We start from the raw sequence: 23,968 nt of genomic DNA, 5'->3' as shown, positions 1-23,968 counted from the left end.
AGCCCGACGGCCTTCACCCCGAACCCTGGCGTCACCGCCCGGGTGCGGCAGCAGGCGCTGGCCTCCGCCCTGCCGACCAGCCCGAACCCCGATGCGCTGCGCGCCGCCGTGAATTCCGGTCGGCCGTGGGAGGAATTCGACCGGCTGCTGCGGCAGCATGGCTATGACCCACGCGACCTGGCCGACGTCGTGGCCGCCTTCTACCTGATCGCCTGGGAGGTCGCGACGGGCGGCGATGCGCTGGCCCAGCCGGCGGGGATCGCCGCGGTACGCGGCCAGGCGCGGCAGATGCTCGCCGGCAATGCCGCGATGTCGCGGCTGAGCGAGGCCGAACGCCAGGCCACCGCCGAGACGCTCGCCTTCCACGCCATGGCCATTGCCGCGCGCCACCAGGACCTGCGCAATGCCGGCGCCGGTCCGCAGGTGATCGCCTACCGCGCCGAGGTCGCCCAGGCCGTCGCGCAGTGGCAGGGGATCGACCTGCGCCGCTTCGCGCTGACGCCGTCCGGGTTCCAGGAACGGTAACCGCGGACGGGGCCAAGCCTACCGCCCGAGCATCACGAGGCGGCCGGGGTGCATCCGGCCGCCTTTCTCGTATCCGCCGGGCACGCGGCCCCCTGGCGATTGCGCAACCATGTCGCTCGCCATGCGTTGAACCGTCGACCGACCGAAGCGGGGAAGTGCTGCCGCAATCCCGAGCGGCATGACCCTGCCGAAATCGATGTCACGATGAAATAGACGCGATTCGCATGGCAGGTCACGGGATGGCCACATTCTGGTCGTTTCTGTTCATCGTCCAACCCGCGAGAGGAGGACATCATGCGTAGTACCACGCTCAGCCTCGCGATCGTCGGCCTGGGACTGGCTGCGACACCGACGATGGCCCAGGTGTACAGCAGCCAGATACCGCCTGCCGCGCCGTATTACGCGCCCAGCCCGGTTCCGGTGGCGCCGCCGGTCGGCTACGCCGCGCCCGTGACGCCGGCACCAGGCGTCGGCCCGGCCCTGGGCACGGTCTACAGCCCCACCGTGTCCGCCGCGCCGGCCTATGTGCCAGCGCAGCCGCCCCAGGGCGCTGCGGCCGAGGTCCCCTTCGCCCCTGGCGTGGGGGAGCCGCTCCGGGGCAATCCGTCCCCGCCGGTCGCGCCCACCTATCCCGCGCCGGTGGTTGCCTGGGCGCCCGTCGTGCCGCCGCCGGCGGCCTTCCCGCCGAACCCGGCCTTGCCCATGCAGGGCGCGATCCTGAACGGCGGTGACCGCACCTCGGCGGTGGCGGATGCCGTGGCCCCGACGACCTCGCCGATCGCGCTGCTCGGCCAGGCCGAACAGGCCGCGCGACAGGGCAACCTGGTGCTCTCGAGCGAGCTGGTGGAACGGGCCGAAAGCCTGCTCCTGACCCGGTCCACCATCGCGGGGACTGAAACAATCCCGATCCGTGATGGTGCCGTCGCCAGGATGGCCCAGGCCCGTGTGGCCCTCGGCCGCCGCGACGTGAATACCGCCACGGCCCTGATGGCCGAAGCGGCCAGCATGACTCGCAACATGGGCATGTAGCGGGCGACTTGCGCCGGGACACTTCCCCCTGACGTCCGGCGCAATCCCGCTGCAAGGCGGCCCGCGGCACTACCCCCCGCCGCGGGCCGCCATGCGTGCATGACATCGGTGGCCCTCGGCTTTTTTTCTCGCTTTCCTGAAACGACGCCCTTATGTGTGCGGCGCACAATCCGCCGACCGAAGACCACGCCGCCCGCCCACGACCGGGGCAGGGGCGCGGTTTGCCGTATGGCACCCGACACAGGAGGCCGCGATGAGCGCCGCCCATATCCGCAACGTGGCCATCATCGCCCACGTCGACCACGGCAAGACGACGCTCGTGGACCAACTGCTGAAGCAGGCCGGCGCCTTCCGCGCCAACCAGCAGGTCGCCGAGCGCGCGCTCGACCGCAACGACCTGGAACGCGAACGCGGCATCACCATCCTGGCGAAGTCCACCGCCGTGGAATGGAAGGGCGTGAAGATCAACATCGTGGACACGCCCGGCCACGCCGATTTCGGCGGTGAAGTCGAGCGCATCCTGTCCATGGTCGATGGCGCCATCGTGCTGTGCGACGCCGCCGAAGGCCCGCTGCCGCAGACCAAGTTCGTGCTGACGAAGGCGCTGGCCCGCGGCCTGAAGCCGATCGTCGTCATCAACAAGGTCGATCGCCAGGACGCCCGCGCACACGAAGTGCATGACGAAGTGTTCGACCTGTTCGCCGCCCTCGGCGCGACGGATGAGCAGCTCGACTTCCACACGCTCTTCGCCTCGGGCCGCCAGGGCTGGGCGGACACGACGCTGGAAGGTCCGCGCAAGGACCTCTCGGCGATGTTCGACCTGATCCTGTCGCATGTGCCCGCGCCGGACGTCGATTTCGACGCACCCTTCGCGATGAACGCGTCGATCCTGGAATCCGACAACTTCCTCGGCCGCATCCTGACCGGGCGCGTGGCGCAGGGCGTCGCCAAGCTGAACATGCCCGTGCGCGTGTTGCGCCAGGATGGCAGCGTCGTCGAATCCGGCCGCCTGACCAAGCTGATGACCTTCTCCGGCCTCGACCGCGTCCCTGTGGATGAGGTGAAGGCAGGCGACATCATCGCCATCGCCGGCCTGTCGGACGCCACCATCCCCGACACCATCGCCTCCCCGGAAGTCGCCGAGCCGCTGCCCGCCATCCCCGTCGATCCGCCGACGCTCGCGATGACCTTCCGCATCAATGACGGCCCGCTCGGCGGGCGTGAGGGCAAGAAGGTCACCTCGCGCCAGATCCGCGACCGCCTGATGAAGGAGACCGAGGGCAACGTCGCCATCAAGGTGAAGGTGTCCGAGGAAGTGGACGCCTTCGAGGTGGCCGGCCGCGGCGAACTGCAGCTCGGCGTGCTGATCGAGCAGATGCGCCGCGAAGGCTTCGAGCTGACCATCGGCCGCCCGCGCGTGCTGACGCGCGACAACGAGCAGACCGGCGAGCGCGAAGAGCCCTTCGAGGAAGTGCTGATCGACGTGGACGAGACCTATTCCGGTGTCGTCGTCGAGAAGATGTCCATCCGCAAGGGCCAGATGCAGGACATGCGGCCGTCCGGCGGCGGCAAGGTGCGCCTGACCTTCCACATCCCCTCGCGCGGCCTGATCGGCTACCACGGCGAATTCCTGACCGACACGCGCGGCACGGGCATGATGAACCGCCTGTTCCTTGGCTATCAGCCCTGGGCCGGCGTGATCGAGGGCCGCCGTAACGGGTCGCTGATCAGCAACGCGGACGGTGAGGCGATCCAGTATGCGCTGTTCTACCTGCAGGAACGCGGCACGCTGTTCGTGAACCCCGGCGACAAGGTCTATGTCGGCCTGATCCTCGGCGAGAATTCGCGCGACAACGACCTCGACGTGAATCCGATCAAGGAGAAGAAGCTCACCAACATCCGCGCCGCCGGCAAGGATGAGGCGCTGCTGCTGATCCCGCCCCGGCGCATGTCGCTGGAACAGGCGATCGCCTACATCGAGGACGACGAACTCGTGGAGGTGACGCCCGGCGCGGTGCGGCTGCGCAAGCGGTATCTCGACCCGCATGAGCGCAAGAAGCACGCACGGCGGGCGGAATCCGAGGCGGCGTGACCCGTCTGCGGCGCCGCTGAGGCGGCGCCGCGTGCGGATACGCCCGGCAACGATGCCGGGCGTATCAGGCTACGATCACCAGGTCCGGATCGGTGACGCCGTGCAGGACCACGGCGCCATGCGCATTATTGTAGGCGAGCAGCAACGCCTCGCCCTGCCCGTCCACCTCGAAATGCCCCGGCTCGAGCAACGTGCCGCGGATGAGCGCGTATTCCCCATCCGTGAGATCGAGCGCGTCACCTCGGGCAATGGTGTCGACCACGCCGACGGGGCCTTCCACGCGCTCGGTCGCACGGATGCGCAAACGGTCGCCGATGCCGTAATCCGTGATTTCGTCGATCACGCCCTGGATGACGTCGCCGTCGCTGACGATGCCGCGGCCCTCGCCATGCGCGCCGACATGTTCGGCATCGTTCGCGATGAATAGGGTGCTGCTGTTCTTCAGGTCGAAGATGTCGGGCCCGCGGCCGCCGGTGAGGACATTGCCCTGGCCGATCGACTCACCCTGAAATCGGATGATGACGCTGAAGCTCGTACTGTCCAGGATGTCCGCGCCATTGCCGCCGTACATCCGATTGCCGTTGCCGGTCGCAACAAGGGTGTCCGCGCCGTTCCCGCCAAAGAGCTGATTGAACCACGACGTCACCTGCAGCAGGTCGGCACCGTCGCCGCCGTACAGTTCGTTGGCGCGGCCGACCCTGAGCTGATCGGGTATCACGACGAGCCGGTCATTTCCGTTCCCGCCAAAGAGCTGATTGTTCCCGCCTTGCGCCTGCAGGGTGTCACTGCCGTTGCCGCCATCCAGCCGGTTCGAGCCGCCGGCGGGATAGATCAGCCCGGCCGCGACCAAGTCGTTGCCGTTCCCGCCCGCGAGCCAGCATTCGGTTCCCCGGGCGTGGAGCTCGTCCCTCCCGTTGCCGCCGAAGAGAAGATTGCCGTTCCCGTCGGTGTTGATCGTATCGGCGCCATTGCCGCCCTCGAACAGGCAGTCGGTCCCGGATCCCCGCAGCTCATCGTTCCCGTTGCCGCCGAAGATCACGCTCTCGTCGCTCGAAGCGGATTGGATCAGGTCGTTCCCGTTCCCGCCGTGGACCCAATTGCCGCCGCCCAAGGCGGCGATCTCGTCCTGGCCGTCGCCGCCGCGGATCAGGTTCCCGGAGCCGTGGATCGCGAGGAGGTCGTCGCCCTTGCCGCCGATCAGCACAAGCCCGTCGCCGATGATGTTGACGGTGTCGTTGCCCTTCCCGGCGACCAGGCCGTTCCAGTCACTGCCTGGCACCAGGACCCGGTAGTCGAGGGTCCCAACGAGGTCATCCCATCTGCGGTCGAGGTCCCAGAGGAAGTCGTTCCCGTCGGTCAGCCTGAATATCGGCATCGCCGTCGCCCTCCGCTGTGCTCGCCGATGAAATCCGGCGCGGAAGAAGGGTCCTCCTGCGATCCCGGCATGGCTGCGGCCGCGTCGAGGATTGTCCGGGGAGACCGTCGCCAGAGCGGCCGTCGCTGCGCGGAATGATACAAGGGCCCCCGCCGCCGGTCACGCGCGTTCGCCCGCCGCGTCGGCCACGACGCGGCCGCTACGCCGACGGCCTCACGCGTCGAGGCAGTCGGCGAGCAACGTCCTCGCCCGGTCGTTCAGGCGGGCGTCATGATCCTGATCCGGTCGCCGGCCACACGCACCATGGCCAGGCCGTCATGCGCGGCCGCCGATCAGCAGACGAAGACCGAATCAGGGTCCGTCACGCCTTGCAGGACCACGGCGCCCTGCCGGGCCAGCGCATCCCCGCCGCCGGACGCGTCATAGACGAGCAACAGGTCTCCGCCGTTGCGGTCCACCTCGAAGGTGCCGTCAGCGATCAGGTCGCCGCGGATGAAGGCGTATTCGCCATCCGCCAGTTCCAGATGCTTGTGGCCTGGGGCGAAGTCGTCGAGGCCGACCGGCCGGGCCGCCTCGTGGCTCGCGCCGACGACAATGCGCTCGCCTGCCTGGTAGTCGGTAATCTCGTCCATCACGCCGCGGATGATGTCACCGCGACTGACGATGCCCTCGCCGAAGGATGGCGGGAAGAAGCCGTGCGGTTCCTCATCGTTCACCACGCGCAGGTCGCTCAGGTTGCGCAACACGAAGACGTCGAAGCCCTGGCCGCCGGTGAGGACATTGCCTTCCCCCGTTTCGCGGAAGCCGCCGGCGCTCGCGCTCGTCAGCCGATCGACGCCGTTCCCGCCAAAGAGGCGGTTGCCTTCCCCGACCGCGACCAGGCAGTCCGTGCCGTTGCCGCCGAACAGCTGGTTGTCGTCCCCGCGCACTGTCAGGTTATCGTTGCCGTTGCCTCCATCGAGGCGGTTCCAGTCGCCGCAGGCTACGAGGACGTCCTTCCCGTTCTCGCCGAGCAGCATGTTCCGGTCGCCGAACACCTCGATGCGGTCATCGCCGTTCCCGCCGCATATCGTGTTGCAGTCACCATGCACGGTTATGCTGTCGCTGTGGTTCCCGCCCTGGATCTTCTCGCCGTCATCCCAGAAGAACCCGTCGTCCAGGCCGTGATGGCCGTTATTCTTGGGCTGCTTGTCTTTCGACATGGTCCTGCTCTCCTCCGAAGGGCGGAAGGCGGCCGGAGGCCGGCATCCGCGCGACGCGATGGCGCCGCCCGCGCCCGACACCGCGGGCGGCGTGCTTCGTCATGGTCCGGGCCATGCCGAATGGAGCGATGGGGGTCGGGCGGTCTCTGGCGATCCACCGGTCGCCGCCGCGCGTCCTGCAGTCGCATCATTCGGGCCATACGGACCCCGCTGCGATCCATGGGGGCGGGAGCCTAGGTCAGGGGGCTTCCTGGCGCCAACAAATTCGTTACGAATTTGGATTGCATAAGGCCGCGCTATGCAACCGAAATTGTCCTGTCGCGGGCATATGCCCGTATGCTATGGGCATATCGCCATGTCCGCTTTCGCCCTCGATACCCTCGCGCCCGATCTGATCGCCGCCGTCCGCGCCGGACTGCCGATCTCCGCGGTGGATGACGCCCTGGCCTCCGGCCGCATCACGCCGGCTGAGCTCGACCGCCTCGCCATCCCGCGCAAGACGCTGGCGCATCGCCGCGCCAAGGGGCGGCTGACGCCGGACCAGTCCGACCGGCTGCTGCGCATCCTGCGCATCCTGTCGGAGGCGGAGGCGACCTTCGCCGACCGCATCCGCGCCGGGCTCTGGCTGCGTCGCCCGACCGTGGCGCTGGGCGGGGAGGCGCCGCTCGACCTGCTGGATACCGAGATCGGCGCGCGGCAGGTGGAAACGCTGCTCGGGCGCATCGCCCACGGAATCGCCGCCTGATCACCGCCTGGCGGCTCTGCCGGCGGCCCTTCGCGGACCTGTCCGGCGAAGGCGCGCGGCGCTTCGGCGGCCGCTGGAACAGCCCCGGCCGGGCGATGGTCTATGCCGCCGACCACCCCGCGCTCGCAGTGCTGGAGGTGCGGGTGCATCTGGACCTGCCGCCCGAATTGCTGCCGGCCGACTACGTGATGATGCGCCTTGCCCTGCCCGAGGATGCGGAGGCGCTGGCAAGCCTGCCGGATGACCCGCGTGCGGCTGGCGATGCCTGGCTGGAAGGGGCGGGCTTGCCGGTGCTGCGGGTACCGTCGGTGCTGGTGCCGGCGGCGGCGAACCTGCTGCTGAACCCGGCCCATCCGGCTGCGGCGGCGGCGCGGATCGAGGCAATCGACCCCTTCGCCTTCGATCCCCGGCTGTGGCTCGGCGCGCGGTAGGGCGGAAAGCGCTGGCTCTCAGGATATTTTTCCTGATATATTCACCCCATCATCCGCCAGGGCTCTGCCCCGCCGCCGATCGGGCGAGAGCGGCAGATTGCGCCCGGGGTTCCGATTCCGAAGCCCGGCAGACTTCGTTCTCAGACCACGAGCCATCGTTCTCGACGGCCGGCCCGTGCGCTCCGTCTGCTGGAGTTCGTCGCAGGTCCGGCGTCGGGCGTCAGGGGCATTTCCGCCGCCCCGGCGCGCGGCCCCGGCCGGTTGATCGGCCGGATCGGGACCGCCCCGGCTACGCGACACGCGGCATGGCTTGGACTTAAAGGCTTAAAAACCTAAAATCCTAAAGCGCTAAAGTTTAAAGTGCGCCCGACCGCGCCGGTCAGAACGTCACCCGCGCGGGCGGCTGCGGCGTCCCGGGCGGGATGGCGCCGCTGCGGATCATGCATTGGTGGTAGATCTGCGGCAGCAGCACCAGCAGTTGCTGGCGCATCTCCTCGTTGTTCGCGGCGTTGCCGCCGCCCATCTCGCCATAAAGGCGGTATTGCGGGCTGCGCTCCGCCTCCCGTCGGCAGGCCGCCGCGGCGGGGCCGGGATCGTCGGGAACATTCGCCCAGACCCCGCCCTGGGCGCAGCCCGCCACGGCCAGGGGCAGAAGGGCCAGCAGCGGCCGGGCGATGCGACGGAACGTCATGCGTGTCTCCCCAATGCGCCGCGGCCTCAGACCGGCGGCGCCAGAACCTTGTCGCGATAATTGCAGAAGGCGCGCGCCACGCAGCGCCAGCATTCCGGTGCGCGCGCCTTGCAGATGTAGCGTCCGTGCAGGATCAGCCAGTGATGCGCGTCCCGCAACAGCTCGGGCGGGCAGCGCTTGACCAGCCTCTCCTCGACCTCCCGCGGGGTCTTGCCGGGGGCGAGGCCGCAGCGGTTGCCCAGGCGGAAGATGTGCGTGTCCACCGCCATGGTGTTGTGCCCGAAGGCGATGTTGAGCACGACATTGGCAGTCTTGCGCCCCACCCCGGGCAGGGCTTCCAGGGCCTCGCGCTCACCGGGCACCTGGCCGCCATGCTTGTCCACCAGGTCGCGCGCCAGGGCGGCGACGTTCTTCGCCTTGGCCTGCCACAGCCCGATCGAGCGGATGTAGGGGCCGATGCCCTCAGCCCCCAGCGCCGCCATCGCGGCCGGATCGGGGGCGGCGGCGAACAGCTTCGGCGTGCAGCGGTTCACCGCGGCATCCGTGGTCTGCGCGGACAGCACCACGGCGACCAGCAGGGTGAAGGGGTCGTGATAGATCAGCTCCGTCTCCGGCGCCGGGTTGGCGGTGGCGAGGGCGCGGATGAAGGCTTCCGCCTGGGCGGGCGGCATCAGTCGCGCGCGGCGAGGTGCTGCGGCGGTGCCATGGTCGGGGCGCTTGGGGCGGGCGGCGGGGATGGCGGGCATGTCTGGCGTCGCGCCAATCCTGACCTATCTTGCCTCGGCATGGCACCCCCTGCCGAACCCGTGCTGTTCCAGGTCGTCTGCACGCCCCCGCGTTCCCTCGGCGCGCGCGGCTTTCGCGTGCTGGCGGTGCTGCTCGCGCTGTTCGCCGGGCTGACCGGCACGCTGTTCCTGCTGCTGGGCGCCTGGCCGATCCTGCCCTTCCTGGGGCTGGAGGTCGGCTTCGCGCTCGCCCTGGTGGCGATCCATGTCCGCGGCAGCGCCCGCATGACAGAGGTCGTGATGCTGACGACGGACCGGCTGGTGGTCACCCACACCGATGCGCGCGGCCGTCGGGAGGATGTCGTGCTCGACCCCTACTGGGCGCGGGCGGTGCACCGGCCGGATCCGGCCCATGCCGGCGTGCTGCGGATCGAAAGCCGCGGCCTTGGGGTCGAGATCGGCCGCCATCTTGGCGCCGAGGAGAAAGCCGCGCTGCACGACGCGCTGGCCGGCGCCCTGGCCCGCGCCCAGCGGCCCGATTTCGACAATCCCCAGCTACGCTGACCGGCTCCCGCGCAGGACAAGGCCAAACCCAAATCCGATCGGAGTTTGGGCTTGTCAGAAGGTGACGCGGCGCACCGGCTCCACGCCGCCGCGGATGGCGCCCCGGCGCATCATGCACTGACGCCACAGGCGCGGCAGCAGCACGAGCAGCTGCTGGCGCACCTCCTCGTCATGGGCGACGTTGCCCGAGGTGCCGCTGTCGGCGATGCGCTTGGCCTCGGGGTTGTTCTCCGCCTCGACACGGCAGGCCTGGGCATCGGGCGAACTGTCCACCGGCACATTGGCCCAGACGCCGCCCGACTGGCAGGCGCCGAGGACGAGCGCCGCGGCCAGCAGCGCCGCGGCGGCAGGCCAGCGTGGCGTCACGACGACATCCAATCCTCGATGAGCCGCCGCGCGATCGAATCCGCCCGCGGCAGTGAGAAGCCGAGCTCCTTGTGATTGCGGATCTGATCCCGGGAGAACCATCGCGCGTCCTTCAGCTCCTCGGGGTCGATGCGGATTTCCTCCGACAGCCCCTCGGCATGGAAGCCAAGCATGATCGAGGACGGGAACGGCCAGGGCTGGGAGGAGTGGTACAGAACCTGCCCAACATCGACGCCGGCTTCCTCCTTCACCTCGCGGCGAACGGCTTCCTCGAGGCTCTCGCCCGGTTCCACGAAGCCCGCCAGCGTCGAGTACATCGTGACATTGGGGAAGCGGTGGGAATGGCCGAGCAGGCAGGAATCGCCCTTCACCACCAGCATGATCACGGCCGGGTCGGTGCGCGGGAAATGCTGCGCGCCGCAGCCCTGGCAGACCATGACGTGGCCGGCGCTGCGCGCCTCGCAGCGCGACCCGCAGATGCCGCAGAAGCGGTGCTTGGTGCGCCAATGCATCAGCCCGCGCGCATGGGCGAGCACGCTGGCCTCGCCCGGCGGCAGCAGGCCGGCGACCTGGCGCAGGTCGGTGAAGGCACCCATGCCGTCCGGCAGCAGCGGCAGCGGGTCGTCGGCGTGGGAACAATCCACAGCGAAGCAAGGCCGGCCTTCCCACAGGCCGAGGAAGGCCCAGGGGCCGTCGGCCATGCGCACCGCCTCGGCCGCGCCGCCGGTCAGCAGCACCGCTTCGGGATGGCCATCCGCGACGCCCTTCATCAGGCTGCGCGCCCGCCAGACGGGGGCGAACAGCGTGTCGGGATGGGACAGCGCGGAGCCGATGAAGGCGGCATCGTCCCGCTTCTCACCGGCACGGTCGAGCGGGCTGCCGGTATAGGCATTGGGGCGGCTGGCAGGAATGGAGAGCATGCTGGCCGGAACCTGCCACGGGGCCTGTCGGCCGTCCATCCGCGGCACCCCCGCGCTGGTCAGTTCGGAAGGCTGCCCGTGCCGTCGCGGGACCAGCAGGACCAGCCGAGGCCGTCGAGCAGCCCGCCGGGCAGCGCACCGCCGGCCCCGCGCCGCCAGCGTTCGAGGCCCGCAAAATCCGCGGCCGCGGCCAGCATGCCGTCGGCGAAGCCTTCGCCCACCCGCGAGGTGCCCTCGGCGAGCAGCGCGGCGGTCAGTGCCTCGGCCGCCTGCCGCCCATAGGCAAGGTCGTGCAGCATCATCAGCGTGCCGGCGACGCCGCGCTCGTCGTGGTGGTCGGGGACCGGGCGGGCGCTACCCGAAGCGAGGCCGAACAGGTAGCCGAGCGCGTGGTCGGAACGCATCGCCGCGCGGGCCTGCGCCGGCGGCGTGCCCAGGCTGCGCACCACGGCGCGGGCCATCATCAGCTGGTGCAACAGCGCCAGGCTGGCCGCGGCACCGGCGAACGGCACCTCGTCCCCCTCCCGGCGGTACAGCGCCAGCGCCTCCGCATGCATGGCGGCGAGATCCTCCTCGGGCAGGGACAGCCAGTCGTCGTCGGGCGTCGCGGCAAGACTTCCCGGCGCCGCGAGCGCCAGGGCGAAAGCATCCTGCATCGTTCTTCCATCCACGGGGATGCGGCGCCATGCCGGTCCGTGGTCGGAAGAAAGCGCAGATCCGTGACAGGGCGTGACATCCGATCCTGCATGACCGTATGCGACGGCATGCATGTGGCCCGGACGGGCTAGGAGAAGGCGACAGCAAGCCGCGCCGGCTCTCGCATGATCCGCCCTATTGCGCCGAAAGCCGCGGCCAGTTGGCGTCCGCGCGCGCGATGCGCCCGGGGATGTCGCGTTCCCAGCGGCGCTGCACCGCCCGGTCGTAATTCAGGTACAGCCGGCCATCGACGATCCTCCATGCCTCCGGGTCGATCGGCGCGGTGTAGCCCTCGCTGACCGCATAGGCGCAGAAGCCGCCATAGGCCGGGGCGTAGCGTTCCGGGTCGGCGGCGAATCGGTCCCGGTTGGCTGCCGACGCGAAGCGCCAGGTCGCACCCCGCCAGGCGTGGCTGAATTCGGCGCGGCCCGGCATCGCCCGGCGGTCGGTGACATAGGCGACGACATCGGTGCCGCGAACCGCCACGCCGTCCTCGGCATTCACCTGCGCGCCCCGCGCGAGGGCAGGGAACAGCAACGCGCCCATCGGCACGGCGACTGTCGCACCCGGCACCATCCAGAGCATCGAGCGGCGGGAAAAGGCCATGTCCGTGTCTCCTTCACCGACCCCTTCGCCGCCATTCCGCCCCCGGTTACGGACCCCCCATTGGCGTCCGGACCCCGGCGCATGATATGGTGCCCTCGGAAGGTCGGCGGCGGACGGGCTCCCCGCCAACCCGGTCAGGTCCGGAAGGAAGCAGCCGTAACGGGTTCTCGCCCGGGTCGCTCGCCGGCCTTCCACCCTATCAAGCCACACCGGCCCTGCGCGGCCGCGCCGCATCAGGGAAAGCATGGCCCCCGACCTCCTCGGCTCCCCTTCTGCGCAGGATGCGGATGTCGCCGCCGAGGAAGGCCTGCCCGAGCCGCCCGCCCCCGATGGGCCGGGCCTGTTCGGGGATCCCGCGCCGCCACGGTCACCGCCCGCCGCCCCGCCGCCCGCGCCCGTCGCAGCTGCGACCGGCCCCTATCGCGTGCTGGCGCGGAAGTACCGCCCGACGAATTTCGACGACCTGATCGGCCAGGAAGCCCTGGTTCGAACCCTGCGCAACGCCTTCGCGCAGGGGCGCGTCCACCACGCCTTCCTGCTGACCGGCGTGCGCGGCGTCGGCAAGACCACAACCGCGCGCATCATCGCCCGCGCCCTGAACTGCGTCGGCGTGGATGGCAAGGGCGGGCCGACCGTGGACCCCTGCGGCGTCTGCGCCGAATGCCGCGCCATCCTCGCCGACCGCCATCCCGATGTGACCGAGATGGACGCAGCATCGAACAACAGCGTCGATGACGTGCGCGAACTGCGCGAGGCGCTGCGCTTCCGCCCCGCCCAGGCGCGGCAAAAGGTCTTCATCCTCGACGAGTGCCACATGCTGTCCGGCGCGGCCTTCAACGCGCTGCTGAAGACGCTCGAGGAACCGCCGCCCTCCGTCACCTTCGTGCTGGCGACGACGGAATTGCGGAAGGTGCCGGTCACCATCCGCAGCCGCTGCCAGACCTTCTCGCTCCGCCGCGTCCCGGTGGAGATGCTGCGCGACCATTTCGGCCGCATCGCGCAGAAGGAGGCCGTGGAGGTCGAGGGCGAGGCGCTCGGCATGGTCGCGCGTGCCGCCGACGGCTCGGTGCGCGACGGGTTGTCGTTGCTCGACCAGGCGATCGGCCTCGCGGGTGGCGGCACCGTCACCGGGGAGAGCGTACGCGACATGCTCGGCCTCGCCGACCGCTTCATGGTCTATGACCTGATGGAAGCGGTGATGGGCGGCGATGTCGCCGCGGCGCTCGCCATCCTCGACCGCGCGCATGAGGTCGGCGCCGATCCGCTCGCCATGCTGCAGGACCTCGCGGACTTCACGCATCTGCTGACGCGCTTCCGCGCCGCGCCAGCGCTGAAGGACGATGCAACGCTGACCGAGGCGGAACGCACGCGCGGCGCCGCCCTCGCGCTTCGCCTGTCGGTCCCCACGCTGGCGCGCGCCTGGCAGATGCTGCTGAAGGGCATCGCCGAGGTGCAGCAGGAAGGCGTCGATCGCCGAGCGGCGGCGGAGATGGTGCTGATCCGTCTCGCCCATGTCGCCGATCTGCCGACGCCGGGCGAGATCGTGAAGCGGCTGACCGAATCCGGCGGCACCGACGCCGCCCCGCGACCGAATCCTGGCGGTGGCTCCGGCGGGCTGCGCGCGATGGCCGGTGGCGGGGCGGTTGCCGCGATGGCGCCGGACCCCGCGCCATCCCTGCCGCAGCCGCGCGAATGGCGGGAGGTCGTCGCGCTGGCCTCCGGCGTCCAGCCGATGCTGCATGCGAATCTGCTGCACTACGTGCACCCGGTCCGCATCGCCCCCGGCCGCATCGAGATCCGCCCGGAGCCCTCCGCGCCGCGCGACCTCGCGGCACAACTGACGTCACTTCTGGCCGAGCGCACCGGCACGCGCTGGACCGTCACGATCAGCAACGAGGACGGCGAGCCCACCCTCGCCGCACAGGGCCGCAACGCCGAGAGCGATCGCCTGGAAGCCGCGCGCAGCCATCCCCTCGTGCAGGCCATCCTCGCCGCCTTCCCCGGCACCACCATCGAGGCGGTGCGCGACGCCGCGGCCGACGATTACGGCCTGCTGCCCACACCCGCCGCCATCACCGCCGAGCCCGACGACGACATGGACGGCCGCGACTTCGCGCCCCCCGAGGCCGAGACCGCCTGGTCCGACGACGAACAACCCAACGACGATTGAGATGAGGCACGCCCCGCGATGAAGAACCTCGGCAACATGCTGAAGCAGGCGCAGCAGATGCAGTCCCGCATGCAGGAAATGCAGGCGAAGCTGGAAGCCACCGAGGTCGAAGGCCAGGCCGGCGGCGGCATGGTCAAGGTGCGCCTGACCGGCAAGGGCGACCTGCGCCGCGTGACCATCGACCCGTCCCTGATGAACGCTGACGAGCGCGAGGTGCTGGAAGACCTGCTCGTCGCCGCGCACGCCGACGCCAAGCAGAAAGTCGAGGCCACCATGGCCGAGGAGATGCAGAAGGCGACCGCCGGCATCTCCCTGCCGCCCGGGATGAAGCTGCCCTTCTGACGTGCTGCCGAACGACCCCATCGAGCATCTGATCTCGCTGCTCTCGCGCCTGCCCGGCCTCGGCCGGCGCAGCGCGCGGCGCGCCGTGCTGAAGATGCTGATGGACCCCGGCGACAAGATGCTGCCGCTCGCCGACGCCCTGCGCGCCGCCGCCGATTCCGTGCGCCCCTGCGAAATATGCGGCAACCTCGACGCCGCATCCCCCTGCCACATCTGCGCCGACCACCAGCGCGACCGCCGCCTGGTCTGCGTCGTCGAAGGTGTGGCCGACCTCTGGGCGCTGGAACGCGCCCACGCCCACCGCGGCACCTACCACGTGCTCGGCGGCCTGCTCTCCGCCCTCGGCGGCACCGGCCCCGAAGACCTTTCCATCACGCCCCTGCTCCGCCGCATCGAAGGCGACGGCATCGAGGAAGTCATCCTCGCCCTGCCCGCCACCGTCGACGGCGCCACCACCACCCACTACCTGACCGACCGCCTGAAACCGACCGGCTGCACCATCACCCGCCTGGCTCAGGGCGTACCCATCGGCGGCGCACTCGACGTGCTCGACGACGGCACGCTGACGGCAGCGTTCAAGGCGCGGCGGGCGCTGTGATGCGGTGGGACGGCAGCGGGGGGCCAGCCCCCCGGACCCCCCGCTGGGGGCATACGTGCCCCCAGGCCCGCGGTGACTTCATGGCCGGATTGGGGGAGGGGCTCACGGGCGCACCTGTCATCAAGGTCGCGGCATGCCCCTCCCCCAATCCGGCCATCAACAGACCCTGGGTCTGGGGGGCGGTTGCCCCCCAGCGGGATAGCCGCGCCAACCCCGTCAAAGCTCTCCGCCGTGCCCTGCTCGCTGCCGCCATCGGTGCCCTCGCCGCGCCTGCCGTGTGTGCCGCGACGGGTACGCAGTGGTTCAGGACGAGTGATGGCGTGCGCCTGCGGTATCTGGAGGCCGGGTCGGGGCGGATGGTGGTGTTCGTGCCGGGGTGGTGCATGCCGGCGCGGATTTTCGAGCCGCAGATCGCGGCCTTGTCGCGGCGGTGGCGGGTGGTGTCGCTCGATCCACGGGGGCAGGGGGCCAGCGAGGTGCCGGCGGGCGGGTATGATCCGACGCGGCGCGGGCAGGATATCCGGGATCTACTGGCGCATCTGGGTGGTGGGCGTGTCGTGCTGGCGGGATGGTCGCTCGGTGTGCTGGACGCCTTGTCCTATGCCGACATGGCCGGGGATGGGCGGTTGGCGGGGTTGGTGCTGATCGACAATTCGGTGGGGGAGGGCCAGCCGCCGCCGCCGCGTGCATCGAGCTTCTTCACCAATCTGCGGCGCCGGCGGGACGCGACGGTGCAGGGCTTCGTGCGCAGCATGTATCGCACGCCGCAGGACACGACGTATCTGGAAGGCATTGCGCGGGAGGCTCAACGCATGCCGGTGGAGGCGTCGATCCGGCTGCTGTCCTATCCAAGGCCGCGGGAGTTCTGGAAGCAGTCGCTCTACGCGGTGCGGCGGCCGGTCTATTACGCGGTGACGCCGCGGCTGCGCGACCAAGCGGCGGCGGTGGCGCAGAACCATCCGCAGCCGATGGTCGAGGTCTTCGAGGGCGCGGGCCACGCGCTGTTCGTGGATGAGGCGGCGCGCTTCAATGCCTCGATGGAAGAATTCCTCTCGCGCAGGGCGGCCTGGGGCTAATGCAATCACTGATACCGCTGTTTCTCATCGCCGGCGCCGCTGTCGGCGTCGAGATCGCGCTGACGCGCTTCTTCGCCGTCGCGAGCTGGTCGGAATATGGCTACTGGGTGATCTCCATCGCGATGACGGGGTTTGCCGTCTCGGGCGTGGTGATGGTGCTGGGGCGGGAAGCGTTCCTGCGCCATGCGCGCTGGCTGCTGCCCTGTCTGCCGGTGGCGATGCTGGCGGTGGGCGGCGCGGGCTGGATCGGCGCGACGCTGAACGGGTTCAATCCGCTGGAATTGCAGAACCCCGTCTCGGCGGAAGCGCAGCTGTGGAACATCGCGCTGTACTACGCGGCGCTGTTTCCGTTCTTCTTCCTCGCGGGCCTGGCGGTGTCGCTGAACTTCGTCGTGCACGCCGGGGAGGTCGGGCGGGTCTATGGCTATGACCTGCTGGGTGCGGGCACGGGCGCGGTGCTGGCGCTGCTGCTGATGTTCGTCCTGCATCCGTTTGCGTTGGTGCCGGCGCTGCTGCCGTTGCTGGCCGTGGCGGCGATGATCGCGGGCGGAACGCGCTGGCGCATCGCGGCGCTGGTCGTGCTGGCGGGGACCGAGGCGGCGGTCCTGGGCTTCGCGGCACCGCGCGTGAACGAGTTCAAGGCGATCTACGCGCCGCTGAACGTGCCCGACAGTCGCGTGATGGCGGAAGTGCTGTCGCCGCGCGGCGTGTACCAGTTGCTCGACAACTTCACCGAGCGGCTGGACACGGATGTGTCGAACAATGCGGGCGCGCTCGGCGTGGCCGCACCGCCGCGGTCCTTCGGACTGTATCGCGACGGATCGCGCATCGCGGCCTTGCCGAATGGCCAGCCGGAGGCGGCGCATGCGCGCGCGGCGCTGGATGGCGCGCCCTATGCGCTGCTGAACGGGCCGCGTGTGCTGGTGCTGGGCGGGGCGGGCGGCTTCCGCGCGGCGGAGGCGCTGGCACTCGGTGCATCGCATGTCACCGTGATCGAACCCGAACCGGTGCTGCGCGACGCACTGCTGCGCGGGCTGGGGCCCTCGCCGGCGCCGGCGGCCGATGTGCGGGTCAGCGTGTCGGCGGCGCATCCCCTGACGGCGTCGGGGCGATACGACCTCGTGGACATCGCCGGGGATTTCCTCGGGGCGGATGAGCAGAACCGCAATGTCTACACGGCGGACGCGCTGGCGGGGTTCCTCACGCGCCTGACGCCCGGGGGCATGATCTCGATCCCGGTCGGCATCCGCGAATTGCCGGTCTATGCGGTGCGCGTCCTGGCGACGGCGCGGGAGGCGCTGCGCATCGCGGGCATCGCCGATCCGGCGCGGCATGTGGTGGTGATCCGCTCCGCCTGGAATGTTCGCGTGCTGATCGCGCGGGATCCGTTCGACGAGGCGCGGGTGCAGCGCCTGGCCGCCTTTGCCGACGAACGCTCCTTCGACCTGTCCTACGCGCCGGGCCTGGCGACGGAGGGCCGGGAAGTCTGGAACGACCTGCCGCCCGTCTCGCTGGAAAGCAACACGGTGGAACAGGGCGGCGCGGCGCAGGATGCGGTGGCGCGTGAGGCTGAGCTGGTCCTGGCCGGCACGCCGCCCGCCGATGCCTTCGACCGGTCACCGGTCACGGCGGACCGGCCCTGGCTGTCGCCGCTGGTGCGGCTGCCCTCGCTGGGTGCTGCGCTCGACCGCATCGAGATCCTGCCGCAGCAGGAAATCGGGCTGCTGGTGAATGTGGCGGTGCTGGCGCAGGCGATCATCCTCGCGCTGCTGGTGTCGCTGCTGCCACTGGCCGCGCGCGGGGCGCTGCGCGTGCCGGTCGGCGTGCTGGGCCGGGCGCTGGTGTATTTCCCCGCCCTCGGGCTCGGCTTCCTGCTGATCGAGATCGCCTTCATCGAGCATGCGGCGTTGCTGCTTGGGGACCGCACATCCGGCTTCGCGCTGGTGCTGACGACGATGCTGGTCTTCTCGGGCATCGGGGCGATGTGGGCGGGTCGTGTGGCGGCGCCTGCCCGGGCGCTGCGGGTCGCGGTGCTAGTGGCACTGGGCTGTTCGACGCTGGCGTTGCTGGGCGTGCGACCGGCGGTGCTCGCCGCGCTCGACCTGCCCTGGATGCTGCGGGTGGCGCTGCTGGTGGTGGCGCTGGCGCCGATCTCGCTGGCGCTGGGCTTTCCCTTCCCGCTCGGGCTCGACCGCTTCCAGCAGGAAGGGCCGGCGCTGCTGCCCTGGGCCTGGGCGCTGAACGGCGCCTTCTCCGTGGTGGCGACGCCGCTCGCCAATCTCCTAGGCCACGGCATGGGTTTGTCCTGGCTTCTGGCGGCGGGAATGATTTGTTACACAGGTGCTCTGCTGTCCTGGCCAAGGAAACGCCCATGACCCTCTCCCGCCGTCCCCTGCTGCTCGGCGCGCTCGGCGCGCTGGCTGCGCCGCCTATGGTCCGCGCCCAAAGCAGCAGCACAGCATGGACGCGGGATGCCTACCTGGCCGCGATGCGCGCCTCCGGCCGCGAGACCACGATCAGCGAGCAGAACTTCACTGCCATCCAGGCGCGCAAGCCCGCGGCGATGCGGCGGATCGAATCCTACCTGAAGTCCCGCTTCAACGGCGAAGCCGACCCCGCCGTGCTGCGCGCCTTCGAAGCCCTGCCGCGCGAATATTTCCACTGGAACTACGAAGGCCGGTCGAACGGCGCCTCGAATGCCTATGAGGGCGACCCGAAGCCCTGGGGCCTCGGCTATGGCTCGGCGCTGTCGGACTATCTCGGCCAAGCCTACATGACGCAGGCCTGCGCACCGAAGCCCGAGCATGTCGTGCTTGAGATCGGCACCGGTTCCGGCTTCCAGTCGGCGCTGCTGTCGCGGATCGTGGCCAAGCAGTATTCCATCGAAATCATCAATCCGCTCGGCACCGCGGTGCAGCGCATCTTCTCGCCGCTCGGCTACAGCAATGTGGAAACCCGGGTCGGCGATGGCTTCTTCGGCTGGCCCGAGGTGCAGGGCGGCTTCGACACCATCATCGTCACCTGCGCCGCGCAGTATGTGCCGCCGGCGCTGATCCAGCAGATCAAGCCGGGCGGGCGGCTGGTGATCCCGATCGGGCAGCCCTTCCGCCGCGGCCAGTTCCTCTACATCTACACGAAGGACGAGGACGGGCGGGTGCGCAGCCGCAAGGATGTCGGCGTCTACTTCATCCCGATGACGGGGGCGATGATGAACCGCCCGCGCCCGGCCAATGCGCCCAACCCGGAAGGCGCGCCCGCGACGCCAGCGCCGGCACAGCCCGCCCAGCCGGCGGGCTGACGGCTTCTATGCGTGCAGGCCGGGCGCCTCGTGCCCGGTCCGCGCGACGTATTCGGTGTAGCCGCCGCCATACTGGTGGATACCCTCCGGCGTCAGTTCCAGCACCCGGTTGGACAGCGCCGCGAGGAAATGCCGGTCATGCGAGACGAACAGCATGGTGCCCTCATAGGCCGCCAGCGCCGTGATCAGCATTTCCTTCGTCGCCATGTCGAGGTGGTTGGTCGGTTCGTCCAGCACCAGGAAGTTCGGCGGGTCGTAGAGCATCCGCGCCATCACCAGCCGCGCCTTCTCGCCGCCTGACAGCACGCGGCACTTCTTCTCGACATCGTCGCCCGAGAAGCCGAAGCAACCGGCGAGCGCGCGCAACGACCCCTGGCCCGCCTGCGGGAAGGCGTCCTCCAGCGACTGGAAGACGGTGCGGTCGCCATCCAGCAATTCCATGGCGTGCTGCGCAAAATATCCCATCTTCACGCTGCCGCCGACCGCGACGCTGCCCGCATCCGGTTCCGTCGTCCCGGTCACCAGCTTCAGCAGCGTGGACTTGCCCGCACCGTTGACGCCCAGCACGCAGCAGCGTTCCCGCCGCCGCACCAGCAGGTCGAGCCCTTCATAGATCACGCGGCTGCCGTAGCGCTTGTGGACCCCGCGCAGGTTCACCACGTCGTCGCCCGACCGCGGCGCGGGCGGGAAGTCGAAGGTCACGGTCTGCCGGCGGCGCGGCGGCTCGACGCGGTCGATCTTCTCGAGCTTCTTGACCCGCGACTGCACCTGCGCGGCGTGGGAGGCGCGGGCCTTGAAGCGCTCGATGAACTTGATCTCCTTGGCGAGCATCGCCTGCTGGCGCTCGAACTGCGCCTGCTGCTGCTGCTCGTTCATCGCGCGCTGCTGCTCGTAGAAATCGTAGTTGCCGGAGAACGACGTCAGCGTGCCGCCGTCGATCTCGATCACCTTGTTGACGATGCGGTTCATGAATTCGCGGTCGTGCGACGTCATCAACAGCGCGCCGTCGTAGTTCACCAGGAACTGCTCCAGCCAGATGAGGCTTTCGAGGTCGAGGTGGTTGCTCGGTTCGTCCAGCAGCATCACGTCCGGGCGCATCAGCAGGATGCGCGCGAGCGCCACGCGCATCTTCCAGCCGCCGGACAGGCTGCCGACGTCGCCGTCCATCATCTCCTGGCTGAAGCCGAGGCCGTCGAGCACCTCACGCGCCTTGCTCTCCAGCGCATAGCCGCCGAGCTCCTCGAAGCGCGCCTGGACTTCCCCGAAGCGCTCGAGGATCTGGTCCATCTCATCCACGCGCTCGGGGTCGGCGAGGGCGGCTTCGAGCTCCTGCAATTCGCCGGCGACCTCGCTGACGTTGCCGGCGCCGTCCATCACCTCGGCCGCTGCGCTGCGGCCGGACATCTCGCCGACATCCTGGCTGAAGAAGCCGATGGACACGCCGCGATCGACCAGCACCTGGCCTTCATCGGGCTGGTCCTGGCCGATGATCATGCGGAACAGCGTGGACTTGCCCGCGCCGTTGGGACCGACCAGGCCGATCCGCTCGCCCTTCTGGAGCGCGGCCGAGGCCTCGATGAAAAGAAGCTGCTGGCCGTTCTGCTTGCTGATGGAATCGAGGCGGATCATGCGGTCCCGGGGGGTCGATGGGGCGGCGTGAGTGCGCCGCGGAAGGCGCCCGAGACCACGCCCGCCATCATCCCGTCAACCGCCCATCGCGCAGTGTCAGGCGCGATGCGGCATCAGCCCCGTGCGCAGCGCATGGGCCCAGTCGGCGCGACCCTGTGCCGCGGCCTGCGCCGCCGCGCCGTCATGGTCGTAGGGCAGCGCGGCCATCTCGCAGGCGGCCAGCCGACCGTCTTCGACCTCGGCGATGGCGTATCGGGCGAAGGGCGAACCGGCCTCGGAGACATGCGGGTCCGGTGGCGTCGGGTCCGCATAGGCCGGGCAGCCGGCGCTGCCGGGGTTCAGCAGGACGCGGCCATCGGCCAGCCGCAGCAGCCCCGCCAGGTGGCTATGGCCGCACAGCAGCAGCGTCGCGGCCGTCGCGCCAAGCCGTTCGGCCACCATGGTGGCGGCGGATGGCAGCAGGCGGCCCGCCACCACCTCCTCCATTAGATAGGCGTTGTCATCGTGGGGCTGCGCATGGAAGGCGAGCACGCCGGGGGCGGGCTCCAGGGTCGGCGGCAACGCCTTGAGCCAGGCGGCCTGCGCGGGATCCAGCCGAGCCCGCGCGAACGCGTCCGACCCGCCGGTGCTGCCCTCGGCAACCCAGCGGTCGTGGTTGCCGCGCACAGTCGGGATGCCGCGCGCGGCGATGCGTTCCACGCATTCGCGCGGCCAGAGCGGCCCCGAGGCCACATCGCCGAGATTGAGGATGTCCCGCACGCCGCGGCGGTCGATATCGGCCAGCACGGCGTCGAGAGCGAGGATGTTGCCGTGGATATCGGCAATGATCGCAAGGCGCATTGGGCCAGGATAGGCACGGCATCCGCACGACAGCCAGCAGGGCCAGGGTTCCGTCCGATTAGGGTTTGCGATTCATTATTGCGAATGACTCGCAATAGCATTACTGTCGCTCGCATGCAGGGAAAGGAATGCGCTGGTGACCAGTTGGACCGTGGCCGGCATCGCCGTGATGTCGCTCGCCCATCTCCATCTGGTCTGGCGCATGTCGCGCCTGCCGGCCCTGGCACCGCGCAAGGACGTCCGTCGATGAACAGCGAGGATCCCCCCGCCTCGCCGTCAGCCCCCCCGGTCATCACGCTCGACAGCAGCGCCCTGCTTGGCGATGCGCGCGAGGTGGCAATCCGCCACGGCGCGGAGACCTACCGCCTTCGGCTGACGCGGCACGACAAGCTGATCCTCACAAAGTAGCCGCCGCCCCGACGGCGCGCCGTTGACCGTGCCGTGGAAGCGGCCGAGTCTGCGCAACGATCCTCACCCGTAAGGCACCGCCCCATGCGTCGTCGCGCGATCTGTTCTGCTGCCGCCCTTGGCGGCCTGGTGGCCCTCGCCGGCTGTTCCGTGGCGCCCGCCGTCCCGACCGAGCAGAGCATCGTCGGCCGCAGGCCGAGCGGCACCGTCACCCTGGCGGAGAACTTCATCGGCGGAGCCGGCGCGGGCAACGGCATGCTGACCTTCCGCGGGCAGGCCTATCCGTTCCGGCTGGTCGGCACTGTGGTCGGCCCGGGCGGGGCCGCGCGCATACAGGCCAGCGGCGATGTCTACGGCCTGACGCGGATCGAGGATTTCGCCGGGATCTACACGCAGGGAACCGGACAGCGCGGCCTCGACACCCGCAGCACCGACCAGTTGTGGCTGCAGAATTCCGCCGGCGTCATCATGCATCTGCGCGGCACTCAGATGGGTGCCACACTTGGCCTTGGCCGCGATGAGCTGCTGATCGAACTCGCTCCACGCTGACGGCAGGGGCTGGCGCACCCGCCCAGCTTTCACCCGTCCAACCGAATCCCCGTCTCGCCGACCAGCCGGCGCACCATCTCCCCATCCCGTCGCAGCACCTCGCCGAAGGCCGCCGCGCTGCCGGTGATGGGGTCGTTGCCGCTCGCCGCCAGGCGCTCGCGCGTCGTCGGGTCGTTGGTCGCCTGGTGCACCGCCCCCTCCAGCCGCGCGATGATGTCCCGCGGCGTAGCAGCTGGCGCGAAGATGCCGTTCCAGGATGTCAGGTCGAAGCCGGGAAAGCCGCTCTCCGCGATGGTCGGCAGGTCAGCCATGGTGCCGCGGCGCTCGGCGCTGGTCAGGGCGATGCCGCGCGCCCGGTTGTCCAGCACCAGCGGCCGCAGGCTGTTCGCGGTGCTGATCGCGGCATCGAGGTTGCCGCCGGCGATATCGCGCGCCGCATCCGACCCGCCGCGATAGGGCAGGTGCTCCAACTGGATGCCGGCGCGGTAGGCGAGCAGGGCGCCGGCCAGATGCCCCACCGTGCCGATGCCGGGTGAGCCATAGGGAATGCCCGGCCGCCGCTTCGCCTCGGCGATGAAGCCGGCGAGGTCGGTCGCAGGAAAGTCGCGCTTCACCACCAGCACATAAGGCGCGGCGACCACCTGCGCGATGGGCGCGAAGGCCGTCGCATAGTCGAAGGGCAGGCCACGCTGGATCAGCGGCTGCACCACGAAGCCGAAACTGTCGAAGAACAGCGTCGTGCCGTCGGGCGGCGCGGCGGCGACGAGACCGGCGCCGATCGCGCCCCCGGCCCCGGGCCGATTCTCGATCACCACGGGCACGGACAGCGCCTCGGCCATCTTCGGCTGCAGCAACCGCATGACCGTGTCGGACTGCCCGCCCGGCGCGAAGGGCACGACGACCCGGATCGGGCGCGCCTGCGCGCGGACGACGCGGGGTGCGGCAAGCGCCACGAGGGTGGCGGCAAACAGGGGGCGGCGTCGTGTCATTGGGTTTCCTCCGGCGCGACAGGCTTGGCCGAGGTGCAGGGGGCGTCAAGCGCGGCCGCGGCTTGGGGGCCCATGCCGATGACCGGCACAACGCGCCGATCC

The 23,968-nt window shown here is 70.1% G+C and carries 25 protein-coding genes and 1 other RNA gene; 15 read left to right on the top strand and 11 right to left on the bottom strand.

The annotated features are described in order from the left end of the window. The 3 genes from AC2YHJ_RS21665 to typA all read left to right on the top strand — a co-directional run. The coding region (locus AC2YHJ_RS21665; protein ID WP_487398250.1) for a DUF6683 family protein at positions 1 to 525 on the top strand (525 nt) is incomplete at its 5' end. 294 nt (positions 526 to 819) lie between these two features. After that, the gene (locus AC2YHJ_RS21660; RefSeq protein WP_487398249.1) at positions 820 to 1,554 is read left to right on the top strand and encodes a hypothetical protein; all 735 of its coding nucleotides are present in this window, start codon (positions 820 to 822) and stop codon (positions 1,552 to 1,554) included. A 253-nt stretch (positions 1,555 to 1,807) separates the two neighbouring features. Beyond that, positions 1,808 to 3,646, top strand: coding sequence for a translational GTPase TypA (typA, locus tag AC2YHJ_RS21655; RefSeq protein ID WP_487398248.1), 1,839 nt, complete (start codon positions 1,808 to 1,810; stop codon positions 3,644 to 3,646). A gap of 64 nt (positions 3,647 to 3,710) precedes the next feature. On the opposite strand, the gene AC2YHJ_RS21650 is transcribed toward typA, so the two are convergent. Then, positions 3,711 to 5,021, bottom strand: a complete 1,311-nt coding sequence (locus tag AC2YHJ_RS21650) for a calcium-binding protein (protein WP_487398247.1) — start codon at positions 5,019 to 5,021, stop codon at positions 3,711 to 3,713. A 332-nt stretch (positions 5,022 to 5,353) separates the two neighbouring features. Further along, positions 5,354 to 6,223: a calcium-binding protein gene (locus AC2YHJ_RS21645; RefSeq protein WP_487398246.1), complete on the bottom strand. Its 870-nt coding sequence runs from the start codon at positions 6,221 to 6,223 to the stop codon at positions 5,354 to 5,356. A 355-nt stretch (positions 6,224 to 6,578) separates the two neighbouring features. On the opposite strand from AC2YHJ_RS21645, the gene parS reads away from it, so the two are divergent. Both parS and AC2YHJ_RS21635 read left to right on the top strand, forming a co-directional pair. After that, positions 6,579 to 6,968 (top strand): type II RES/Xre toxin-antitoxin system antitoxin, encoded by a 390-nt coding sequence (parS, locus tag AC2YHJ_RS21640; RefSeq protein WP_487398245.1) that lies wholly within the window; start codon positions 6,579 to 6,581, stop codon positions 6,966 to 6,968. Beyond that, the gene (locus AC2YHJ_RS21635; RefSeq protein ID WP_487398255.1) at positions 6,965 to 7,399 is read left to right on the top strand and encodes an RES family NAD+ phosphorylase; all 435 of its coding nucleotides are present in this window, start codon (positions 6,965 to 6,967) and stop codon (positions 7,397 to 7,399) included. Before parS ends, AC2YHJ_RS21635 begins: the two co-directional genes overlap by 4 nt. A 379-nt stretch (positions 7,400 to 7,778) precedes the next feature. Here the strand turns inward: AC2YHJ_RS21635 and AC2YHJ_RS21630 are convergent, their stop codons facing one another. Both AC2YHJ_RS21630 and nth read right to left on the bottom strand, forming a co-directional pair. Further along, entirely contained in the window at positions 7,779 to 8,090 is a 312-nt protein-coding gene (locus AC2YHJ_RS21630; protein WP_487398244.1) for a hypothetical protein, read from the bottom strand. Between the two features lie 26 nt (positions 8,091 to 8,116). Then, the gene (nth, locus tag AC2YHJ_RS21625) at positions 8,117 to 8,761 is read right to left on the bottom strand and encodes an endonuclease III (protein WP_487398254.1); all 645 of its coding nucleotides are present in this window, start codon (positions 8,759 to 8,761) and stop codon (positions 8,117 to 8,119) included. A 114-nt stretch (positions 8,762 to 8,875) separates the two neighbouring features. Between nth and AC2YHJ_RS21620 the strand changes: the two genes are divergently transcribed. Further along, positions 8,876 to 9,379 carry a DUF2244 domain-containing protein gene (locus AC2YHJ_RS21620; RefSeq protein ID WP_487398243.1) on the top strand — a complete coding sequence of 168 codons (504 nt, stop codon included), beginning with the start codon at positions 8,876 to 8,878 and terminating at the stop codon, positions 9,377 to 9,379. 54 nt (positions 9,380 to 9,433) lie between these two features. Here the strand turns inward: AC2YHJ_RS21620 and AC2YHJ_RS21615 are convergent, their stop codons facing one another. From AC2YHJ_RS21615 to AC2YHJ_RS21600, 4 genes are all read right to left on the bottom strand, one after another. Then, on the bottom strand, positions 9,434 to 9,745 hold the full coding sequence (locus AC2YHJ_RS21615; RefSeq protein ID WP_487398242.1) for a hypothetical protein: 312 nt from the start codon (positions 9,743 to 9,745) through the stop codon (positions 9,434 to 9,436). Further along, positions 9,742 to 10,665, bottom strand: coding sequence for an NAD(+) diphosphatase (nudC, locus tag AC2YHJ_RS21610; RefSeq protein WP_487398241.1), 924 nt, complete (start codon positions 10,663 to 10,665; stop codon positions 9,742 to 9,744). Before nudC ends, AC2YHJ_RS21615 begins: the two co-directional genes overlap by 4 nt. A 59-nt stretch (positions 10,666 to 10,724) precedes the next feature. Beyond that, positions 10,725 to 11,321, bottom strand: coding sequence for a hypothetical protein (locus AC2YHJ_RS21605; protein WP_487398240.1), 597 nt, complete (start codon positions 11,319 to 11,321; stop codon positions 10,725 to 10,727). A 175-nt stretch (positions 11,322 to 11,496) separates the two neighbouring features. Then, a complete protein-coding gene (locus AC2YHJ_RS21600; RefSeq protein ID WP_487398239.1) occupies positions 11,497 to 11,967 on the bottom strand; it encodes a YHS domain-containing (seleno)protein in 471 nt (156 codons plus the stop codon). Positions 11,968 to 12,068: 101 nt separating this feature from the next. On the opposite strand from AC2YHJ_RS21600, the gene ffs reads away from it, so the two are divergent. From ffs to AC2YHJ_RS21565, 7 genes are all read left to right on the top strand, one after another. Then, positions 12,069 to 12,159, top strand: an RNA gene (gene ffs, locus AC2YHJ_RS21595) — signal recognition particle sRNA small type. 52 nt (positions 12,160 to 12,211) lie between these two features. Next, on the top strand, positions 12,212 to 14,137 hold the full coding sequence (locus tag AC2YHJ_RS21590) for a DNA polymerase III subunit gamma/tau (protein WP_487398238.1): 1,926 nt from the start codon (positions 12,212 to 12,214) through the stop codon (positions 14,135 to 14,137). Between the two features lie 18 nt (positions 14,138 to 14,155). Continuing rightward, entirely contained in the window at positions 14,156 to 14,479 is a 324-nt protein-coding gene (locus AC2YHJ_RS21585) for a YbaB/EbfC family nucleoid-associated protein (RefSeq protein WP_347542230.1), read from the top strand. Position 14,480: 1 nt separating this feature from the next. Continuing rightward, positions 14,481 to 15,077, top strand: coding sequence for a recombination mediator RecR (gene recR, locus AC2YHJ_RS21580; protein ID WP_487398237.1), 597 nt, complete (start codon positions 14,481 to 14,483; stop codon positions 15,075 to 15,077). Between the two features lie 320 nt (positions 15,078 to 15,397). Continuing rightward, complete coding sequence (locus AC2YHJ_RS21575; RefSeq protein WP_487398236.1) at positions 15,398 to 16,153, top strand: alpha/beta fold hydrolase; 756 nt, start codon at positions 15,398 to 15,400, stop codon at positions 16,151 to 16,153. Continuing rightward, a complete protein-coding gene (locus AC2YHJ_RS21570; RefSeq protein WP_487398235.1) occupies positions 16,153 to 18,528 on the top strand; it encodes a hypothetical protein in 2,376 nt (791 codons plus the stop codon). The genes AC2YHJ_RS21575 and AC2YHJ_RS21570 overlap by 1 nt, the downstream gene beginning before the upstream one ends. Further along, entirely contained in the window at positions 18,525 to 19,451 is a 927-nt protein-coding gene (locus AC2YHJ_RS21565) for a protein-L-isoaspartate O-methyltransferase family protein (protein WP_487398234.1), read from the top strand. The genes AC2YHJ_RS21570 and AC2YHJ_RS21565 overlap by 4 nt, the downstream gene beginning before the upstream one ends. A 6-nt stretch (positions 19,452 to 19,457) precedes the next feature. On the opposite strand, the gene AC2YHJ_RS21560 is transcribed toward AC2YHJ_RS21565, so the two are convergent. Together AC2YHJ_RS21560 and AC2YHJ_RS21555 are read right to left on the bottom strand one after the other, a co-directional pair. Further along, entirely contained in the window at positions 19,458 to 21,080 is a 1,623-nt protein-coding gene (locus AC2YHJ_RS21560) for an ABC-F family ATP-binding cassette domain-containing protein (protein ID WP_487398233.1), read from the bottom strand. A 96-nt stretch (positions 21,081 to 21,176) separates the two neighbouring features. Beyond that, complete coding sequence (locus AC2YHJ_RS21555; RefSeq protein ID WP_487398232.1) at positions 21,177 to 21,920, bottom strand: metallophosphoesterase family protein; 744 nt, start codon at positions 21,918 to 21,920, stop codon at positions 21,177 to 21,179. Positions 21,921 to 22,166: 246 nt separating this feature from the next. Between AC2YHJ_RS21555 and hemP the strand changes: the two genes are divergently transcribed. Together hemP and AC2YHJ_RS21545 are read left to right on the top strand one after the other, a co-directional pair. Then, the gene (gene hemP / locus AC2YHJ_RS21550; RefSeq protein WP_487398231.1) at positions 22,167 to 22,328 is read left to right on the top strand and encodes a hemin uptake protein HemP; all 162 of its coding nucleotides are present in this window, start codon (positions 22,167 to 22,169) and stop codon (positions 22,326 to 22,328) included. An 84-nt stretch (positions 22,329 to 22,412) separates the two neighbouring features. Beyond that, the gene (locus AC2YHJ_RS21545) at positions 22,413 to 22,877 is read left to right on the top strand and encodes a hypothetical protein (RefSeq protein WP_487398230.1); all 465 of its coding nucleotides are present in this window, start codon (positions 22,413 to 22,415) and stop codon (positions 22,875 to 22,877) included. 29 nt (positions 22,878 to 22,906) lie between these two features. Here AC2YHJ_RS21545 and AC2YHJ_RS21540 read toward each other — a convergent pair whose 3' ends face one another. Continuing rightward, positions 22,907 to 23,866 carry a Bug family tripartite tricarboxylate transporter substrate binding protein gene (locus AC2YHJ_RS21540; protein ID WP_487398229.1) on the bottom strand — a complete coding sequence of 320 codons (960 nt, stop codon included), beginning with the start codon at positions 23,864 to 23,866 and terminating at the stop codon, positions 22,907 to 22,909. Positions 23,867 to 23,968: the final 102 nt, after the last annotated feature.

The organism is Roseomonas sp. SRI_022 (assembly GCF_057586215.1).
Note: the sequence above shows the minus strand (reverse complement) of the source record. Positions and strands in the feature narration are given on the sequence as shown.

What these genes read in the sequence shown, in the direction of transcription:
- AC2YHJ_RS21585 (WP_347542230.1), top strand. Translation starts at nt 14,156, where the DNA reads ATGAAGAACCTCGGCAACATGCTGAAGCAGGCGCAGCAGATGCAGTCC.
- nth (WP_487398254.1), bottom strand. Translation starts at nt 8,761, where the DNA reads ATGCCGCCCGCCCAGGCGGAAGCCTTCATCCGCGCCCTCGCCACCGCC.
- AC2YHJ_RS21570 (WP_487398235.1), top strand. Translation starts at nt 16,153, where the DNA reads ATGCAATCACTGATACCGCTGTTTCTCATCGCCGGCGCCGCTGTCGGC.
- AC2YHJ_RS21650 (WP_487398247.1), bottom strand. Translation starts at nt 5,021, where the DNA reads ATGCCGATATTCAGGCTGACCGACGGGAACGACTTCCTCTGGGACCTC.
- AC2YHJ_RS21600 (WP_487398239.1), bottom strand. Translation starts at nt 11,967, where the DNA reads ATGGCCTTTTCCCGCCGCTCGATGCTCTGGATGGTGCCGGGTGCGACA.
- typA (WP_487398248.1), top strand. Translation starts at nt 1,808, where the DNA reads ATGAGCGCCGCCCATATCCGCAACGTGGCCATCATCGCCCACGTCGAC.
- AC2YHJ_RS21565 (WP_487398234.1), top strand. Translation starts at nt 18,525, where the DNA reads ATGACCCTCTCCCGCCGTCCCCTGCTGCTCGGCGCGCTCGGCGCGCTG.
- AC2YHJ_RS21545 (WP_487398230.1), top strand. Translation starts at nt 22,413, where the DNA reads ATGCGTCGTCGCGCGATCTGTTCTGCTGCCGCCCTTGGCGGCCTGGTG.
- parS (WP_487398245.1), top strand. Translation starts at nt 6,579, where the DNA reads ATGTCCGCTTTCGCCCTCGATACCCTCGCGCCCGATCTGATCGCCGCC.
- AC2YHJ_RS21660 (WP_487398249.1), top strand. Translation starts at nt 820, where the DNA reads ATGCGTAGTACCACGCTCAGCCTCGCGATCGTCGGCCTGGGACTGGCT.
- nudC (WP_487398241.1), bottom strand. Translation starts at nt 10,665, where the DNA reads ATGCTCTCCATTCCTGCCAGCCGCCCCAATGCCTATACCGGCAGCCCG.
- AC2YHJ_RS21590 (WP_487398238.1), top strand. Translation starts at nt 12,212, where the DNA reads ATGGCCCCCGACCTCCTCGGCTCCCCTTCTGCGCAGGATGCGGATGTC.
- AC2YHJ_RS21540 (WP_487398229.1), bottom strand. Translation starts at nt 23,866, where the DNA reads ATGACACGACGCCGCCCCCTGTTTGCCGCCACCCTCGTGGCGCTTGCC.
- AC2YHJ_RS21645 (WP_487398246.1), bottom strand. Translation starts at nt 6,223, where the DNA reads ATGTCGAAAGACAAGCAGCCCAAGAATAACGGCCATCACGGCCTGGAC.
- AC2YHJ_RS21560 (WP_487398233.1), bottom strand. Translation starts at nt 21,080, where the DNA reads ATGATCCGCCTCGATTCCATCAGCAAGCAGAACGGCCAGCAGCTTCTT.
- hemP (WP_487398231.1), top strand. Translation starts at nt 22,167, where the DNA reads ATGAACAGCGAGGATCCCCCCGCCTCGCCGTCAGCCCCCCCGGTCATC.
- AC2YHJ_RS21630 (WP_487398244.1), bottom strand. Translation starts at nt 8,090, where the DNA reads ATGACGTTCCGTCGCATCGCCCGGCCGCTGCTGGCCCTTCTGCCCCTG.
- AC2YHJ_RS21620 (WP_487398243.1), top strand. Translation starts at nt 8,876, where the DNA reads ATGGCACCCCCTGCCGAACCCGTGCTGTTCCAGGTCGTCTGCACGCCC.
- AC2YHJ_RS21605 (WP_487398240.1), bottom strand. Translation starts at nt 11,321, where the DNA reads ATGCAGGATGCTTTCGCCCTGGCGCTCGCGGCGCCGGGAAGTCTTGCC.
- AC2YHJ_RS21555 (WP_487398232.1), bottom strand. Translation starts at nt 21,920, where the DNA reads ATGCGCCTTGCGATCATTGCCGATATCCACGGCAACATCCTCGCTCTC.